Origin of the sequence: Halopseudomonas xinjiangensis (genome assembly GCF_900104945.1) — a bacterium.
GTDB lineage: Bacteria > Pseudomonadota > Gammaproteobacteria > Pseudomonadales > Pseudomonadaceae > Halopseudomonas > Halopseudomonas xinjiangensis.
Genome location: NZ_LT629736.1, coordinates 2506161 through 2519583, shown reverse-complemented (window position 1 = coordinate 2519583; position 13423 = coordinate 2506161). Strand labels below are relative to the sequence as shown.

The following is a 13423-nucleotide window of genomic DNA, read 5'->3' as shown; positions in this document are numbered from 1 at the left end:
CAGCTACGGTCTTCGTTATGACGAGTCATTCACCAGGGCTTGACATTCGCCTGCTGCAAACGTAAGTTTCAAACGTCTGTTTGAATTCGCTGCGCCGCAGCAAATCGTGTAGCCGCCGGCTGCACTAGAAAATTCCTGATTAGTTGAGGTCGAGCACCATGCCAGACTACAAGGCTCCTTTGCGTGACATCCGTTTTGTACGCGACGAATTGCTGGGTTACGAAGAGCACTACAACAGCCTGCCAGGCTGCGAAGACGCGACTCCTGACATGGTCAACGCCATCCTGGAAGAAGGTGCCAAGTTCTGCGAACAGGTCATTGCCCCGCTGAACCGTGTCGGCGATATCGAAGGCTGCACCTGGTCACCCGAGGGCGTAACGACGCCGACCGGCTTCAAGGAAGCCTACAAGCAGTTCGTGGAAGGTGGCTGGCCGAGCATGACCCACAGCCCGGATCATGGCGGTCAGGGTTTGCCGGAGTCGCTGGGCCTGGCCATGAGCGAAATGGTCGGTCAGGCCAACTGGTCTTTCGGCATGTATCCGGGCCTTTCCCACGGTTGCATGAACACCATCGAAGCGCACGGTACCGACGAGCAGAAGCACGCCTATCTGCCGAAGCTGGTATCCGGCGAGTGGACAGGCACCATGTGTCTGACCGAGCCGCATTGCGGTACTGACCTGGGCATGCTGCGCACCAAGGCCGAGCCGCAGGCCGATGGCAGCTACAAGGTCTCCGGCACCAAGATCTTCATTTCTTCCGGCGAGCATGACCTGTCGGACAATATCGTGCATATCGTTCTAGCACGTCTGCCGGACGCTCCGGCCGGTACCAAGGGCATTTCGCTGTTCATCGTGCCGAAGTTCCTGGTCGATGCCGAGGGCAACAAGGGCGAGCGCAACACAGTCAACTGCGGTTCGCTCGAACACAAGATGGGTATCCACGGCAACGCTACCTGCGTGATGAACTTCGACGGCGCGACCGGGTTCCTGATCGGGCCGCCGAACAAGGGCCTGAACTGCATGTTTACCTTCATGAACACGGCCCGTCTGGGTACTGCTCTGCAGGGTCTGGCTCACGCTGAAATCGGCTTCCAGGGCGGCATCAAGTACGCTCGTGAGCGTCTGCAGATGCGTGCGCTGACTGGCCCGAAGGCGCCAGACAAGCCGGCTGACCCGATCATCGTGCATCCTGACGTACGTCGTATGCTGCTGACCATGAAGGCTTTCGCCGAGGGTAACCGGGCGATGGTGTACTTCACGGCCAAGCAGGTCGACATCGTCAGCCGTAGCCAGGACGAAGAACAGCGCAAGCAGGCTGATGCTCTGTTGGCTTTCCTCACTCCGATCGCCAAGGCGTTCATGACCGAAGTTGGCTTCGAAGCAGCCAACCACGGCGTACAGATCTATGGTGGCCATGGCTTTATCTCCGAGTGGGGCATGGAGCAGAACGTGCGTGACGCGCGTATCGCCATGCTGTACGAAGGCACCACCGGCATCCAGGCGCTGGATCTGCTGGGCCGCAAGGTTCTGATGAGCCAGGGCGAAGCGCTGAAAGGCTTCACCAGGATCGTTCACAAGTTCTGCCAGGCCAACGAAGGCAACGAGGCGATCAAGGAACTGGTTGGTCCGCTGGCGCAGCTGAACAAGGAATGGGGCGAGCTGACCATGAAGATCGGCATGGCAGCGATGAAGGACCGCGAGATGGTTGGCGCGGCCGCAGTCGACTACTGCATGTACTCGGGTTACGCCTGCCTGGCCTACTTCTGGGCGGACATGGCTCGTGTGGCTGGCGAGAAGCTGGCTGCCGGCACCGAAGACAAGGCGTTCTACGAAGCCAAGCTGCAGACTGCGCGCTTCTACTTCCAGCGCATCCTGCCGCGTACCCGCATGCATGTGGATGCCATTCTGTCGGGTGCCGACAACCTGATGGCCATGGATGAGGAAAACTTCGCGCTGGGCTACTGATGCCGGTTTGAAGTGGTGACACGAAAGCCGCCCCGGGAAACCGGGGCGGCTTTTTTATGCCCGGTTCAGATGCAGCGGGCCAGTCGCAACCCGCTGAATTGCCAACGTGCCTGCGGCGGAAAGAAGTTGCGGTAGCTGACGCGGGCATGCCCCGGGGGCGTGGCCAGCGAGCTGCCTCGCAGCACCATCTGATTGATCATGAACTTGCCGTTGTATTCGCCCACCGCGCCAGCGGCCGGTTGATAACGGGGGTAGGGCAGGTACGCGCTATTGGTCCACTGCCAGACCTCGTCGAACAGCCCTGAAAGCGGCAGATCGCTGGCCGCTGCGCATTCCCATTCGGCCTCGGTCGGTAGCCGCGCTCCGGCCCAGCGTGCATACGCCTCGGCTTCGTAAAAACTCAGGTGGGTGACAGGCGCCTCATGATCGATTGCCTGCTCGCCATGCAGGGTGAACGAATACCAGTCGCCGTCTCGGTAGCGCCAGTACAACGGCGCCTGCCAGCCCTGCTTGTTCAGCTCATCCCAACCATCGGAGAGCCAGAGTTCCGGACGGTTGTAACCGCCTTCGGCCATGAAGGCGAGGTAGTCGCCGTTGCTTACGTTGCGCGTCTGAATCTCGAAGGGGTCCAGCCAGACTCGGTGGCGCGGTCCTTCGTTGTCGTAGCTGAAGCCGTCACCGACATGACCGATTTCAACCAGTCCACCTTCACAGCGGGCGAACTGCCTGGCCTGGTCGCGTCCGGCCTGTGGGGCCTGGTCACGCGAGCTGCTGCGCCAGGCAGGCCACAGAGGATTGCAGGCGAAATGATGTTTCTGGTCCGTGAGCAACAACTCCTGATGTTGTTGCTCATGATTGAGGCCGAGCTCTACCAGCGCTAGCAATGTATCGCTGAAGCCGCCGGCGGCGAAGGCCTTGCGCACCTGTTGGTCGACGACATCTCGGTACTCGAGTACCTCTTTCAGAGAAGGCCTGGAAATCAGGCCTCGTTCATTGCGTTGATGGCGCTCGCCGACGCCCACGTAATATGAATTGAAAAGCACCTTGAACGCCGGGTCGAAGGGGGGCGGCGGATTCTCGAGCGACGCGAGAACGAACGTCTCGAAAAACCAGGTGGTGTGCGCCAGGTGCCACTTGGTGGGGCTGGCGTCGGCCATCGACTGCAGCTGGCAATCTTCATCGCTAAGCCCCTCGATGAGCGAGCGAGTATGAGCGCGGACCTCATCGTAGCGGGATGCGAGGACTTCGGAGCGGAGTAGGGGGTTGTGCACGCTCATCAGATCGGCTCCGCCAGGAACACGCCGAACCATTGGTTCGCGTCCGTCCAGACCTGGTAGCGACCGAAGCCGGCTTCCCTGAGCATGTTGCCGAAGCCATCAATGGTGTACTTGTGCGAATACTCGGTGAGGACATGCTCGCCCTCGGCAAAATGCCGGGTTGCTTCGCCAGTGAAGTGCACCGCCTGTTCGCGACGGGCTACCAGCTGCATTTCAATGCGCTGTTGTTCACTGTCGAAGAGCGCGCGATGCCGAAACCTGTCGGGGTCGAAGTCCGCGCCGAGCTCGCGGTTGACCACTTCGAGAACGTGGAGATTGAACGCGGCGGTGACGCCCTGAGCGTCGTCATAGGCAGCTTCGAGAATGTCGCGGTCTTTCACCAGATCGACGCCGATCAGCAGCCTGCCGTCGGCGCCGCAGTGCTGGCGGATACTGCGCAGAAATCGCAGCGCATGCGGACGATCGAAGTTGCCGATGGACGAGCCGGGGTAAAAGAATACTGGCGGTGATTCAGGCTTCTCGGCGAGCAGACCCTGGATATCCATGGACTGGGTAAAGTCGCTGACCACGCCGACGCAGTCGATCCTCGGGTACCGCGCTGCTACGCCAGTCAGTGAGCTCTGCAGGAAGTCGCCAGCGATATCCACACCGACCAGTCGAGTCGGTGCCACATGGTCCAGCCACCGTGCCGACTTGGCGCAGTCACCGCAGCCGAGGTCGACCCATTGGGCTGCCGAGGGCAGGGCTGTGCTGATCTCGTCTCGACAATCCTCGAAGATCCCCGCCTCGGTGCGCGTGGGATAGTACTCGTCGAGTTCGCAGATCCGGGTAAACAGCTCGCAACCCAGGTCATCGTAGAAGTATTTCGGATCGATTCGAGCCTGAGGCGACAGCAAGCCGGAAAGCAGTTGAGCTTTTTCCGCCGACGGGTCGGGCTGGATGATTGTTTCGATGCGTGGCGATGGCAGAGCTATATTCACGGAGACCTCGGTGTCAGGCTTTCTGAATCAAGCTAGCACCGGGTCGACGCTTTGGCCAATCGACGAATCGATTGACTCTGATGCGATTGAATCGGGACGGAGTTATCCCCCCGATCGTCTAGAGTGACTGTTCAACGACTTCGCGGATCAATTTGAACAGCTTGCGTGACGCGGCGGGTGGCTTGTTCTCCGCCGCTTCTTTCTTCGCCTGGCGAACGAGCTGACGAATCGTCTGCCGGTCCGCTGCGGGGTAGGCTTCAATGAAGGCTTCCTGTTCGACCGGATCGCCGGTGAGCAGACGGTCACGCCAGCGCTCGAGTTGATGGAAGTGCTGCGCATGCACCTGGCTACTGCTGTCGAGCCGGTCAAGATAGATCTGAATGGCTTCGACATCCTGATCGCGCATCAATTTGCCGACGAAACTCAGGTGGCGCTTGAGTGCGCCGCGAGCCGTATGCCGATGGGCTTCGGCAAGGGCGTTGCGCAACTTGTCGGTGAGCTCCAGTTTTGCCAGCTGCTCGGGTTTGAGCTCGGTGAGCCGGCGGCCGAGGTCCTGCAGCGCCTGCATTTCCCGCTTCACCTGGGACTTGCTGGGGAGTTCCTCTTCAGAGGTGTCCTCATCGTGAAAATCTGTCATGCCGCCGCCATCGCCTCTTGCTGATTCGTCAGGGTGGCATGATACCCGTTCACACCACGGCTGTCCGGAGTACAATGACCCGAGCAAAGGAGACCCCATGACCGATACGCCGAACAGCCCGAACGATCCGCAAGAGATGCAACGTAACCTGGAACAACGCGTCGCCTTCATTCTCGATGCCGCAAGCAAGCAGGGCGCATCGGCCTGCGAAGTGGTCGTGAGTCAGAACACCGGACTGTCTGTCGGCGTGCGACAGGGGGAGGTCGAGACAGTCGAATTCAATCGCGACCAGGGCTTCGGAATTACTCTCTACCTGGGCAATCGCAAGGGCACCGTAAGCACCTCGGACACCTCGGACGCGGCGATAACCTCATCGATCGAAGCCGCTCTGGCAATCGCTCGCCACGCCTCGGAAGACCCCTATGCGGGCCTTGCCGATGCCGAGCTCATGGCCACTAGCTTGCCTGAGCTTGACCTGTACCACCCCTGGAACCAGTCTGCCGAAGCCTTGATCGAGCGTGCGCTGCAGTCCGAATCAGCCGCCTTGGATATGGACCCACGGTTGACCAGTGACGGAGCCAACGTCAGTACTCAGGAAGGTTGCCGCGTTTACGGGAACAGCCATGGATTCATCGGCAGCAGCCTGGGAACGCGTCACAGCGCGTCGGCGGTCATGATCGTTTCGTCCGATCAGGGCATGCAGCGGGACTACTGGTACGGGGTCGACAGGGTCGCTGCGCAGCTGCAGAGCCCCGAGGCACTTGGTCGCAAGGCCGCGGAGCGCGCTCTGGCACGGCTCGGAGCGGGTCCGATCAAGACGGCGAAGGTCCCCGTGCTTTTCGCTGCCGACCAGGCCGCCGGCTTGCTGGGAAATCTGGTCGGCGCTATTGCCGGCGGGGCGGTGTATCGCAAGTCCACGTTCCTGCTCGACGCGCTCGGTGCGCCAGTGTTTCCGGATTGGGTAAACGTCGACGAACGGCCGCACCTGCCCAGGGCGCTTGGCAGTGCTGCGTTCGATTCCGATGGTCTGGCTACCCGCAACCAGTTTTTCGTGCAGCACGGTCTCCTGCGCAGCTGGGTTCTCAGTACCTACTCGGGTCGCAAGCTCGGCTTACCCAGCACCGCCAACGCCGGCGGTGTGAACAACCTGCATATCTCCAGCAACGCAGGGGATCTGACAGCGCTGTTGGCCGAAATGGGCACCGGGCTGTTGGTCACCGAGATGATGGGGCAAGGTGTCAACGGTGTTACCGGTGACTATTCGCGCGGAGCGGGCGGTTTCTGGGTGGAGAACGGGCAGATCAAGCATCCAGTCAAGGAAGTCACCATCGCCGGCAATCTGCGAGACATGTTCCGCCAGCTGCGCTGCGTCGGTTCTGATGTCGAGCGGCGCGGCAATTACCTGACCGGCAGCTGGCTGGTGGACGGGATGACCGTGGGCGGCGCGTAGCGTCGCCTACGGTCAGTTGCCAGCGACAGGCTGCGAGCAGACGCAGGCCATCGAGGATATCTGGCTAGGAAAATGTGAAGGGGAATCCATGTCGGCTGTTATGGCTGTTATGGCTGTTATGGCGACGGACTCCCTCCGCCTCGGACCGCTTGATCCTTTCAGCTTGTAGCTGGGGGGTTACTCCCCTTCCTCGAAATAGTCATCAATCAGCGCGCAGAGGTCGTTCATGGCCGCTTCGGACTGTGGACCCTGACACTGTATGTATATCTCGCTGCCCTTGCCAGCGGCTAGCATCATCACCTGCATGATGCTCTTGCCGTTGACCATCGATTCTTCGCTCGTTCCGACAGCGACATCACAATCGTAGCGATTGGCGACGCCAACAAACTTGGCAGCGGCTCGTGCATGCAGCCCCAGTTTGTTGATGATCTGGATACGTCTGGTCAACATCATCAAGGTAGGTCGCGATGGCGTATCAGCAAATTGGAGGTATTCGCGCTCAGTTCCTTTAGCAGGCGTTCGGCTATGTATACCGAACGATGATGCCCGCCAGTACAACCGATGGAAATGGTTGTATAGCTGCGTTCGCCGGCGGCGTAACGTGGCAACCATTTTTCCAGGAACTGACGGATGTCCTGGTACATCTCTTCCACTTCGGGCTCCGCGCCGAGGTAGTCGCGGATTTCCTGGTCCTTGCCGCAGAAGGGACGTAGATCCTTCTTCCAGTAAGGGTTAGGCAGGCAGCGGACGTCGAACACGAGATCGGAGTCCACCGGAACGCCGCGCTTGAACCCGAATGACTGGATCAGTACCGAAGGCTCATGTGCCTCCGCGCCAAGTAGCCGTTGCTTGAGCACATCGCGCAACTGGTACAGGGTGAGGTGACTGGTATCGATCTTCAGGTCGGCGAGATCGATGATCGGCTCGAGCAGGCGCATCTCCTCGGAGATCGCCTCGGCCAGCGAATGATGCTCGTCGGTCAGCGGATGTTTGCGCCGGGTCTCGGAGAAACGCTTGATCAGCACGTCATCGGTCGAAGCGAGGAACAGTACGTCACACTGCGTGCCTGTTTCGCGGACCTTGCGCAGCAGCGCCGGGAAGCGCGCCAGGTCGCTGGGCAGATTCCGCGCATCGATACTGATCGCAACCTTGGGCAGGCGCACATCGGTCTGGTTCGCCTGTCTGGCCAATTCGGGCAACAGTCCGGCTGGCAGGTTGTCGATACAGTAGAAGCCGTTGTCTTCGAGCATGTGCAGCGCCGTACTCTTTCCAGAGCCGGAGCGACCACTGACCACCACCAGACGCACGCTCAGTTTCCGCCCGCGCCGATCATCGCCTGGTAGAGCGACTGCGAGTCGGGAGCGGCGCGCAGCGATTCGCGCACGCTTTGCTGATCGAGCTTCTCGGCCAGCATCTTCAGAATCTGCAGGTGTTGCTCGGTTGCCTGTTGTGGGACCAGCAACACGAAGATCAGATCCACCGGCTCGCCGTCTAGCGCGTCGAAATCGATCTTGCTCTCCAGTTGCAGCAGGGCGCCGATGGCACGATCACAGCCGGCCAAGCGGCTGTGCGGAATAGCGATACCGTTGCCGAAGCCAGTCGAGCCGAGTCGCTCCCGAGCGATCAGGTTTTCGTAGATGGCATCAGGGTCAAGGTTGGTGTGCTGGGCAATCAACTTGCCGATCTGCTCCAGCACACGTTTCTTCGAGCCCCCCTGCACACCGGCAAAGGTGCGCTCGGGGGTGAGGATATGGTCTATTTGCATGGGTCTTCGGCGTATGCGGCCTTAGCGGTCGTTGGCGCCTTGAAGGCGGTTGATGTTCTTTTCCTTGTGCTTGATCAACTGACGGTCCAGTTTGTCAGTAAGCAGGTCGATAGCTGCATACATATCGGTCGCTTCAGCATTGGCGACGACTTCGCCTCCGGCCACGTGAAGAATGGCCTCTGCCTTTTGCCGTACCTTTTCGACTTCCAGGATGACCTGCACGTTGGTGATTTTGTCGAAATGTCGCTCGAGCCGTGACATCTTTTCCGTGACGTAGTCGCGCAGGCTGTCGGTGATGTCTAGTTGATGACCGCTGATGTTCAATTGCATACGGCTTCTCCTGATTGGCTTGATATAGCGGGGCGACGCTGACTGTCACCCGATGGTGCCACCTGAAAATCCCGGCTGGTCACACCAACCGCTTGCGTTCGCTCGACGGCGCGATGTTGAGCGACTCGCGATATTTGGCAATCGTTCTGCGGGCTACCGATATTCCCTGTTCTTCCAGTAAACCAGCGATCTTGCTGTCGCTCAATGGTTTCTTCGGGTTTTCTGCTGCAACCAGTTTCTTGATCAGTGCGCGAATGGCGGTCGAGGAAAATTCCCCGCCTTCGGTGGTGCCGACATGGCTGGAGAAGAAGTACTTGAGTTCGAAGATTCCCCGCGGCGTGTGCATGTATTTCTGCGTCGTGACGCGCGAAATTGTCGATTCGTGCATGCCGACCGCTTCGGCGATGTCGTGCAATACCAGTGGCTTCATGGCTTCTTCGCCGTGCTCGAGGAAGCCGCGCTGATGCTCGACGATCTGCGTGGCGACCTTCATCAGCGTTTCGTTGCGGCTCTGCAGGCTCTTGATGAACCAGCGGGCCTCCTGCAGATGGTTGCGCAGGTAGGTGTTGTCTTCGCTGCTGTCAGCGCGGCGGACCATTGATGCGTAATGGCCGTTCACGCGTACCTTGGGGACGGCGTCCTGGTTCAGCTCGACGATCCAGCGATTGGTGTCGCGGCGCACGATCACATCGGGAATGACGTATTCGGCATCGCCCGAGGCGATCTCCGATCCGGGACGCGGGTTGAGCGTCTGGATCAGCGCAACAGCATCGCGAAGCTGGTCTTCCTTGAGTTTGGAGCGCCGCATCAACTGAGCGAAATCGCGGTTGCCGAGCAGCTCCAGATGGTCCTTCACCACACGCGTGGCCTGTTCCAGCATCGGCGTGTCGGCAGGCAACTGTCTCAATTGCAGAAGCAGACATTCGCGCAGGTCACGTGCGCCGACGCCGACCGGCTCGAATTGCTGAATCCGGTGAAGCACCATCTCGACTTCGTCGAGTTCTACCTCAAGCTCCGGATCAAGCGAGGTGAGGATTTCTTCGAGCGATTCGCTCAGATAGCCGTCCGGGTTGATGCCATCGATCAGCGCCAAGGCAATCTGGTAATCAGTTTCTGACAAGGGAATGAGGTTGAGCTGCCACTCCAGGTGGCTCTGAAGCGTCTCGCCGGTCCCGGTGCGAGCGGTAAAGTCCCAGTCTTCGTCGTCATTGCTCGGCAATGAACTGGCAGAAGTCTGGTACACATCTTCCCATTGGGTATCGACTGGCAGCTCAGTGGGAATCTGCTCGTTCCAGTTGCCTTCCTCACCCTGACCATGCTGCTCGATGGAGTCGAGCTCGACTGGCTCGGGAATGGTCACCGCCGGGGCGTCGTCTCCATCGGAAGATTGCTCGTGGGAGCCTGAACCGTACTCGTCGTCACCATCATCGGCCATTTCCAGCATGGGGTTGGCTTCCAGTGCCTCCTGGACTTCCTGTTGGAGGTCGAGACTGGAGAGCTGAAGGAGTCGGATGGCTTGCTGCAGCTGAGGCGTCATGGTCAGCTGCTGCCCCATCTTGAGGACGAGCGATGGTTTCATTATGCGGTGAAGTACCCTGTGCGCTGGATGATGCCCTGACCGAGAATGTGGCCCGATGCCTTTAGCATGCCTGAATCACCGAGCCAGTTACAGGCGGAAGGCATGACCGAGGTACACATCACGGACCGTCTGGTTCGAGAGTACGGTTTCTGCATTGCCTTCGGCAATGATGTGACCGTCATTGACGATGTATGCCTTGTCGCAGATATCCAGCGTTTCACGCACGTTGTGGTCCGTGATCAGTACGCCGATGCCCTTGTCGCGCAGGTGCTGGATGATCTGCTTGATGTCGTTGACCGAAATCGGGTCCACCCCGGCGAAGGGCTCGTCGAGCAGAATGAACTTGGGCTCCGTCGCCAAGGCCCGGGCGATCTCGGCGCGCCGCCGTTCTCCGCCTGACAGGCTCATGCCAAGACTGTCCTTGAGGTGGTGGATATGAAACTCGCGCAAGAGTGATTCGAGTTTGCCTTCTCGCCCCTTGGCGTTCAGGTCCTTTCGCGTCTCCAGGATCGCCATGATGTTCTGGCCGACCGTGAGTTTGCGGAAGATGGAAGCTTCCTGCGGCAAATATCCGATGCCCTGACGTGCCCGGCCGTGCATAGGCAGCTTGGTAACATCGACGTCATTGATCAGAATGTTGCCCTCGTCGGCCTTGACCAGCCCGACGATCATGTAGAAACAGGTGGTCTTGCCTGCGCCGTTGGGGCCGAGCAGGCCGACCACCTCGCCGCTGTGGATGGCCACCGAGACGTCGCGCACTACCTTGCGTGCTTTGTATGCCTTGGCCAGATGCCGCGCTTCGAGCTTACTCATTGGTGGCGGGCTCGTTCCGGCGACGTGGTTGAATGACCATCTCGATGCGCTGCTGCCCAGTTCCCTGCGCGCCTGCAGTGCGACCGGCATCGACGACCTGGCGCGCTACGTCGTAACTGACATAGTCGCCCTGGAAGGTGTTGCCGTCCTGCTCCAGATGCGCGTTGTCGATCATCACTACCGTTTCATCGGTGGCGTGGTATTCGATCGTTCGACCGCGTCCATTGACGGGCGTCTGGCCAGGCTGCGGCGTCTGCACGAAGGTAGCCGGACTGCCTTTGCTGACGACCTTGGTCACGGCGCCGTCGGCATCCGTGGTCAGGGTTACCTCCTGGCCGGTAAGGCGCATGCTGCCCTGGGTGATGATCACGTCGCCGGTGTAGACCGCTACGTTGCGACGCTCGTCCAGCCTGGCGGTATCGGCCTGTATGCGAATCGGCTGTTCGCTGTCTTCGGGCAGCGCCATTGCCGGCAGGCTGGCTCCGAGCATCGCGGCAGCGAGTATGGCTTTAACGCACCTCATGTTCGCCTCTTACGTTGGACAGCAGCGTCATGGTGCCGTCATTGAACTGAACCTGCATGCCGACCGCAGTCGTCACGCCATTGGCCGCTTCGATTCTAACCGGTTGGTCGGTCTCGGCATAATCGCGCTGCGGATACACGTCCAGCAGCGAGGTGGTGAGCTGGGTGAGCGCCCGGTCGGGAAGTTTCTGCTGAAGCTCGACTTCTTCAGTCAGGCGCACACGGTCGCCGCCTGCATCCGCCTGGCCATGGCGTGCCCGCAGCTCCCATGGCTGGGGCTCGCCCTTGCGGAAAAATACCAGGTAAGGCTCTTCGAGCAGCGTGCTTTCATCGCTAGCCAGATGGGTGGCGCGCTCGGTAGTCAGTTCGTAGGAAACCGTACCTTCGACATTGAGCTTGCGAATGCGCGCGTTTTCCATGAAGAAATCCGGTTGCCGCGGGTCGATTACCAGAGGATCAGGCTGGAAGCTGGCGGGGCGGATGTTCCAGTACCCCATGGCCAACGCGGCCAGGACTCCGGTGCCGACGACGATCGCAAGTACCACATATCGAGGCAGCTTGATGATCACAGATACGCCGCCCGGGCCTGTTCGAGCGTGCCCTGGGCGCGCATGATCAGCTCGCAGAACTCCCGTGCCGCGCCTTGTCCGCCAGCGGCCAGGGTGATGCCATGAGCGTGTTCGCGGACGAAGGAGTCAGCCGTGGCCACTGCCATGCCCAGACCCACCCGGCGCATTACCTGCAGGTCGGGAAGGTCGTCGCCGAGAAACGCGACCTGGTCCAGTTCTACCGGCACCAGGCGAAGCAGTTCGTCCAGCGCATTGAGTTTGTCCTCGCGACCCTGAATCAGATGGGGGATGCCCAGGTTGGCGGCACGCTTCTCTACCAGCGGAGAGTTGCGGCCACTGATGATAGCCACCTCCACGCCGGAAGCGCGCAGCATCTTGATCCCGTGGCCGTCCAGGGTATTGAAGGATTTGAATTCTGTCCCGTCGGGCATGAAGTACAGGCGGCCGTCAGTCAGTACTCCGTCGACGTCGAAGATTGCCAGGCGAATCCGCCGGGCTCGCTCGACCAATGTATCCAGTTCGTGACTCATACCACCCCCGCTCGCAGAAGGTCATGCATGTTGAGTGCGCCTACCGGTTTGCCATCCTGATCGACCACGAACAGCCCGTTGATCTTCAGGTCCTCCATCACCTTCAGCGCTTCGGCAGCGAGGATGCCTTGCTGCACCGTCTTGCAGCGAGCCGTCATCACCGAGGCAATTGTCGCGCTGCGCATGTCGACGTCGTTGTCCAACGTGCGGCGCAAGTCGCCGTCGGTGAAGATGCCACTGAGCTGGCCAGCCGAGTCGACCACGCCGGTCAAGCCGAGCCCTTTACGGGTCATTTCCAGCAAGGCATCCCGCAGAGGGGTTTCGGGCGCAACCAGCGGCATGCGTTCGCCGCCGTGCATGATGTCGTCGACCAGAAGCAGCAGGCGTCGCCCCAACGTGCCGCCAGGATGGGAAAAAGCGAAATCCTCGGCACTGAAGCCGCGCGCTTCAAGCAACGCGATGGCCAGGGCGTCACCCATCACCAGAGCAGTGGTGGTACTTGAGGTGGGCGCCAGATTCAGCGGACAGGCTTCGATGTCCACGGCGGTATTGAGGTTGGCCACTGCGGCGCGAGCAAGGGTCGAATCCGGGTTGCCGGTGATGCTGATCATCGGAATGCCCAAACGCTTGATCAGAGGCAGCAAGGTCACCACCTCGGCGGTATTGCCCGAGTTGGACAGAGCGATAACCACATCGTCGCGAGTCATCATGCCCATGTCGCCATGGCTGGCTTCGCCTGGGTGAACGAAAAAGGCCGGCGTGCCGGTGCTGGCCAGCGTGGCCGCGATCTTGCGGCCGATATGACCGGACTTGCCCATGCCGGTCACGACCACGCGGCCGCTGCTAGCGAGCAGCACTTCGCAGGCGCGTTCAAAGTGTTCGTCGAGGCGGGTCAACAGCGTGTGCACCGCATCCCGTTCGAGATTGATGGTGCGCTGGGCCGAGGCAATGAAATCGAATTCGGGCATGGGTCGGCTACTGGTCATGGATCAGCCGCTAAGTATAAC

At 60.2% G+C, this 13423-nt stretch carries 15 protein-coding genes; 2 read left to right on the top strand and 13 right to left on the bottom strand.

Annotated features, from left to right (window positions below):
- The first annotated feature begins 158 nt into the window (after window positions 1-158).
- The gene (locus tag BLT85_RS11655) at window positions 159-1964 is read left to right on the top strand and encodes a phenylacyl-CoA dehydrogenase (RefSeq protein ID WP_093394895.1); all 1806 of its coding nucleotides are present in this window, start codon (window positions 159-161) and stop codon (window positions 1962-1964) included.
- A 65-nt stretch (window positions 1965-2029) separates the two neighbouring features.
- Here the strand turns inward: BLT85_RS11655 and egtB are convergent, their stop codons facing one another.
- The 3 genes from egtB to yjgA form a co-directional block, all read right to left on the bottom strand.
- Window positions 2030-3241, bottom strand: a complete 1212-nt coding sequence (gene egtB, locus BLT85_RS11650) for an ergothioneine biosynthesis protein EgtB (protein WP_093394893.1) — start codon at window positions 3239-3241, stop codon at window positions 2030-2032.
- Window positions 3241-4221 carry an L-histidine N(alpha)-methyltransferase gene (egtD, locus tag BLT85_RS11645; protein ID WP_197673847.1) on the bottom strand — a complete coding sequence of 327 codons (981 nt, stop codon included), beginning with the start codon at window positions 4219-4221 and terminating at the stop codon, window positions 3241-3243. Before egtD ends, egtB begins: the two co-directional genes overlap by 1 nt.
- Before the next feature lie 118 nt (window positions 4222-4339).
- The gene (gene yjgA, locus BLT85_RS11640) at window positions 4340-4858 is read right to left on the bottom strand and encodes a ribosome biogenesis factor YjgA (RefSeq protein ID WP_093394891.1); all 519 of its coding nucleotides are present in this window, start codon (window positions 4856-4858) and stop codon (window positions 4340-4342) included.
- 97 nt (window positions 4859-4955) lie between these two features.
- Between yjgA and pmbA the strand changes: the two genes are divergently transcribed.
- The gene (pmbA, locus tag BLT85_RS11635; RefSeq protein WP_231701473.1) at window positions 4956-6308 is read left to right on the top strand and encodes a metalloprotease PmbA; all 1353 of its coding nucleotides are present in this window, start codon (window positions 4956-4958) and stop codon (window positions 6306-6308) included.
- A 177-nt stretch (window positions 6309-6485) separates the two neighbouring features.
- Here the strand turns inward: pmbA and BLT85_RS11630 are convergent, their stop codons facing one another.
- The 10 genes from BLT85_RS11630 to BLT85_RS11585 all read right to left on the bottom strand — a co-directional run bounded on the left by BLT85_RS11630 (window position 6486) and on the right by BLT85_RS11585 (window position 13384).
- Complete coding sequence (locus BLT85_RS11630; RefSeq protein ID WP_093397691.1) at window positions 6486-6758, bottom strand: HPr family phosphocarrier protein; 273 nt, start codon at window positions 6756-6758, stop codon at window positions 6486-6488.
- Window positions 6759-6760: 2 nt separating this feature from the next.
- A complete protein-coding gene (gene rapZ / locus BLT85_RS11625) occupies window positions 6761-7615 on the bottom strand; it encodes an RNase adapter RapZ (RefSeq protein WP_093394888.1) in 855 nt (284 codons plus the stop codon).
- Between the two features lie 2 nt (window positions 7616-7617).
- Window positions 7618-8073, bottom strand: coding sequence for a PTS IIA-like nitrogen regulatory protein PtsN (ptsN, locus tag BLT85_RS11620; protein ID WP_093394885.1), 456 nt, complete (start codon window positions 8071-8073; stop codon window positions 7618-7620).
- 21 nt (window positions 8074-8094) lie between these two features.
- Complete coding sequence (hpf, locus tag BLT85_RS11615; protein WP_093394882.1) at window positions 8095-8403, bottom strand: ribosome hibernation promoting factor; 309 nt, start codon at window positions 8401-8403, stop codon at window positions 8095-8097.
- Between the two features lie 79 nt (window positions 8404-8482).
- A complete protein-coding gene (locus tag BLT85_RS11610; RefSeq protein WP_093394879.1) occupies window positions 8483-9982 on the bottom strand; it encodes an RNA polymerase factor sigma-54 in 1500 nt (499 codons plus the stop codon).
- Window positions 9983-10069: 87 nt separating this feature from the next.
- The gene (lptB, locus tag BLT85_RS11605) at window positions 10070-10795 is read right to left on the bottom strand and encodes an LPS export ABC transporter ATP-binding protein (RefSeq protein WP_093394875.1); all 726 of its coding nucleotides are present in this window, start codon (window positions 10793-10795) and stop codon (window positions 10070-10072) included.
- A complete protein-coding gene (lptA, locus tag BLT85_RS11600; RefSeq protein ID WP_172829831.1) occupies window positions 10788-11318 on the bottom strand; it encodes a lipopolysaccharide transport periplasmic protein LptA in 531 nt (176 codons plus the stop codon). The genes lptB and lptA overlap by 8 nt, the downstream gene beginning before the upstream one ends.
- Window positions 11305-11886 (bottom strand): LPS export ABC transporter periplasmic protein LptC, encoded by a 582-nt coding sequence (gene lptC, locus BLT85_RS11595; RefSeq protein WP_093394870.1) that lies wholly within the window; start codon window positions 11884-11886, stop codon window positions 11305-11307. Before lptC ends, lptA begins: the two co-directional genes overlap by 14 nt.
- The gene (locus BLT85_RS11590; RefSeq protein WP_093394868.1) at window positions 11883-12416 is read right to left on the bottom strand and encodes a KdsC family phosphatase; all 534 of its coding nucleotides are present in this window, start codon (window positions 12414-12416) and stop codon (window positions 11883-11885) included. The genes lptC and BLT85_RS11590 overlap by 4 nt, the downstream gene beginning before the upstream one ends.
- Window positions 12413-13384 carry a KpsF/GutQ family sugar-phosphate isomerase gene (locus tag BLT85_RS11585; RefSeq protein WP_093394866.1) on the bottom strand — a complete coding sequence of 324 codons (972 nt, stop codon included), beginning with the start codon at window positions 13382-13384 and terminating at the stop codon, window positions 12413-12415. Before BLT85_RS11585 ends, BLT85_RS11590 begins: the two co-directional genes overlap by 4 nt.
- Window positions 13385-13423: the final 39 nt, after the last annotated feature.

Excerpts from the sequence above, each read along its gene's own strand:
- BLT85_RS11655 (WP_093394895.1), top strand. The coding sequence starts at position 159 with ATGCCAGACTACAAGGCTCCTTTGCGTGACATCCGTTTTGTACGCGAC.
- egtB (WP_093394893.1), bottom strand. The coding sequence starts at position 3,241 with ATGAGCGTGCACAACCCCCTACTCCGCTCCGAAGTCCTCGCATCCCGC.
- yjgA (WP_093394891.1), bottom strand. The coding sequence starts at position 4,858 with ATGACAGATTTTCACGATGAGGACACCTCTGAAGAGGAACTCCCCAGC.
- pmbA (WP_231701473.1), top strand. The coding sequence starts at position 4,956 with ATGACCGATACGCCGAACAGCCCGAACGATCCGCAAGAGATGCAACGT.
- BLT85_RS11630 (WP_093397691.1), bottom strand. The coding sequence starts at position 6,758 with ATGTTGACCAGACGTATCCAGATCATCAACAAACTGGGGCTGCATGCA.
- ptsN (WP_093394885.1), bottom strand. The coding sequence starts at position 8,073 with ATGCAAATAGACCATATCCTCACCCCCGAGCGCACCTTTGCCGGTGTG.
- hpf (WP_093394882.1), bottom strand. The coding sequence starts at position 8,403 with ATGCAATTGAACATCAGCGGTCATCAACTAGACATCACCGACAGCCTG.
- BLT85_RS11610 (WP_093394879.1), bottom strand. The coding sequence starts at position 9,982 with ATGAAACCATCGCTCGTCCTCAAGATGGGGCAGCAGCTGACCATGACG.
- lptB (WP_093394875.1), bottom strand. The coding sequence starts at position 10,795 with ATGAGTAAGCTCGAAGCGCGGCATCTGGCCAAGGCATACAAAGCACGC.
- lptA (WP_172829831.1), bottom strand. The coding sequence starts at position 11,318 with ATGAGGTGCGTTAAAGCCATACTCGCTGCCGCGATGCTCGGAGCCAGC.
- BLT85_RS11590 (WP_093394868.1), bottom strand. The coding sequence starts at position 12,416 with ATGAGTCACGAACTGGATACATTGGTCGAGCGAGCCCGGCGGATTCGC.
- BLT85_RS11585 (WP_093394866.1), bottom strand. The coding sequence starts at position 13,384 with ATGCCCGAATTCGATTTCATTGCCTCGGCCCAGCGCACCATCAATCTC.